Consider the following 2,182-nt stretch of genomic DNA (forward strand, 5'->3'; position numbering starts at 1 on the left):
GCACTTTTTCATGACTGGTTAAAAGACAAACTTACCCATCATACCTAAAGCTACCGATATGAAACCAGTATAAATATGAAGATTGTGCAGAGCCTATCACCTACCGCGCCTCAAATGTAAGTATGGTTAAATTTATGGCATTCTCATCCATACTATTTGAAAAGGATAAATGGATAGTAGGATATGGACAGCAACACGCCAAGACTCTCTTTACGTACCATTGAGCCGACCGATTACCCAGAGCTCGCGGAATTAATGGACCTCGTTTTTCCTGATGTGGGCGGCTCATGGCCACGCCTGACCATCATGGATCTCATTCATCAGTTTCCCGATGGACAAATCTGTATTGAGGATAACGGCAAAATTGTCGGCGCTGCGCTGACGATCAAAGTGGACTACAACCGATTTTCACTTCCTCACCTGTACACTGACATCATCACCGAAAATAACGTCATTCAGAACCAAGTGACAGGCGATGCCATGTATGGCCTAGATGTGTTTGTTCACCCTGATTACCGTGGGCTTCGCTTGGGCCGACGTCTTTACGACGCGCGCAAAGAGTTGTGCCGCAGCAAAAACTTTAAAGCGATACTAGCCGGTGGCCGCATTCCGAATTACCACCAATACGCGGATGAACTGAGCGTTGCAGAGTACATCGACAAAGTAAAACGCCGCGAATTGCACGACCCGATCCTCTCATTCCAGCTTGCGAATGACTTTGATGTTAAACGCATCATGCGTGGCTATTTGCCAGAAGATAACGCCTCAAAAGGCTACGCCACGTTGCTAGAGTGGGATAATTTTTTCTACGAGGAAGACATTCAATCCGTTCACGACATTGAGAAAACCTTGATTCGCATTGGCGTGGTGCAATGGCAAATGCGCGCGATGAACGATTTGGAAGACTTGCTCGATCAAGCCGAGTTTTTTATCTCCTCTCTGGCCAACTACAAAGCCGACTTCGCTTTATTTCCCGAGTTCTTCAACGCTCCGTTGATGGGATTGCAAAACGATCAAAACTCGGTTGAAGCTATTCGCTTTCTTGCTAGCTTTACAGAAGAGATCAAAAACCGTTTCTCGCAAATGGCGGTCACTTACAACATCAATATCATTGCTGGCAGTATGCCGCTCATCGAAGATGGCAAGCTCTACAACGTTGCGTACTTACTGCAACGCGATGGGGAAATTAACGCTCAGTACAAAATCCACATCACGCCACACGAACAAAAAGACTGGGTAATTGATGGCGGTGATAATGTACAAGTGTTCGAAACCGATGCTGGTAAGGTCGGCATTCTGATTTGTTACGACAGCGAGTTCCCTGAGTTGGGTCGTATGCTCGGCGAACAAGGTGCGCAAATTATTTTTGTGCCATTCTGGACCGATACCAAAAACGGCTATCAACGGGTGCGGATCTGTTCTCAATCTCGCGCGATCGAAAACGAGTGTTATGTGGCGATTGGCGGCAGTGTCGGCAACTTACCGCGCGTGGACAACGTGGACATTCAATATGCTCAATCAGCGGTGTTCTCACCTTCAGACATTTATTTCCCCCACGACGCCACATTGACGGAAGCCAGTGCGAATACGGAAATGATCATCTTTGCCGATGTTGACTTAACCAAGCTGAAACAGCTCAACACCGAAGGCTCGGTAACGAACTTACGCCATCGACGCCTCGATTTGTACGGTGCGTTCACAACACCAAAAGAGTAGCCTGAGACCCAAGCCAGGGTAATGACCGCTCGCCGTCGCGAACCAAACGGCGAGCGGAATCCAGCGCAACAGCGCATCAGGTAAACACAATTATCAGAGGTGTGTCAGTTTTTCTCGGGAATGAGAAACAAGAATTGACCAGAGAAAACAACAGGAGTATCACTCCCATTTCCTTCCGATTTTATTAGAGGAAAGCATTTGGAACACATTAACGCTTTACTCATCTCCATGAAGCCTCTGCTGGAGCAGTACGGCTACCTTGCGCTTATTGTCAGCATCTTTTTTGAAGGTATTGGCATTCCCATGCCTGGGCAATCTTTGATGATCGCAGCGTCAATTCTGGCCTCAGAACAAGTCATGAATCTGAGTATGGTTATGGTTATATCTTGGCTCAGCTGCTTTTTAGGCAATACTTGTGGCTACTTACTTGGCTACTACTTTGAAGGATGGCTAGATAAAAAAGGTT

General features: G+C 46.8%; 2 protein-coding genes. Both read left to right on the plus strand.

Annotated features, from left to right (window positions below):
- The first annotated feature begins 183 nt into the window (after positions 1-183).
- On the plus strand, positions 184-1,716 hold the full coding sequence (locus R7P35_RS23710) for a bifunctional GNAT family N-acetyltransferase/carbon-nitrogen hydrolase family protein (protein WP_318092763.1): 1,533 nt from the start codon (positions 184-186) through the stop codon (positions 1,714-1,716).
- A 198-nt stretch (positions 1,717-1,914) separates the two neighbouring features.
- On the plus strand, positions 1,915-2,182 hold a 268-nt coding region (locus tag R7P35_RS23715; protein ID WP_411978885.1), incomplete at its 3' end, for a DedA family protein.

It is taken from the genome of Vibrio sp. Vb0304, from assembly GCF_033338995.1.
Lineage (GTDB): Bacteria > Pseudomonadota > Gammaproteobacteria > Enterobacterales > Vibrionaceae > Vibrio > Vibrio alginolyticus.